Below are 441 nucleotides of genomic sequence, written 5' to 3'. Positions count from 1 at the left end.
ACTTTGCAACAGAACCCCTAAAAAAAATTCAAAATCTTTCAGAGAAGCTGTTAAAGGAATTTTTAAGTTCACAGATATTAACTTAGCGCGTGAGGCTAAAAATCGATTGATTCATGATTATATCGATCAACCAAAATATTCAAAAGCTTGCGCATCATTGGATGATGGATTCGAAGACGCCTTTCAATATACCGTACAAGGAAATTCCCACAATCGACTAAAGAGTACCAATCTAATTGAACGACTGAATCAAGAAGTACGCAGAAGAGAAAAGATTATTCGCATCTTCCCCAATCAAACATCAGCCAATCGCTTAATTGGAGCCGTTCTTATGGACCTACATGATGAATGGATTTATTCTTCAAGAAAATACATCAATTTTGATAAGTAGAAATGGTAAAAACATTGTATAGCATTTTACACAGGAGTCTGGACTTGACT

General features: G+C 35.1%; 1 protein-coding gene. It reads left to right on the top strand.

The features are described 5' to 3' along the window. On the top strand, positions 1-391 hold a 391-nt coding region (locus LQ688_RS13930), incomplete at its 5' end, for an IS256 family transposase (RefSeq protein WP_017466675.1). Positions 392-441 lie beyond the last annotated feature (50 nt).

The sequence above is a fragment of the Mammaliicoccus sp. J-M40 genome (genome assembly GCF_022386395.1).
Lineage (GTDB): Bacteria > Bacillota > Bacilli > Staphylococcales > Staphylococcaceae > Mammaliicoccus > Mammaliicoccus lentus.
This window is presented reverse-complemented; position numbering and strand designations above follow the sequence as displayed.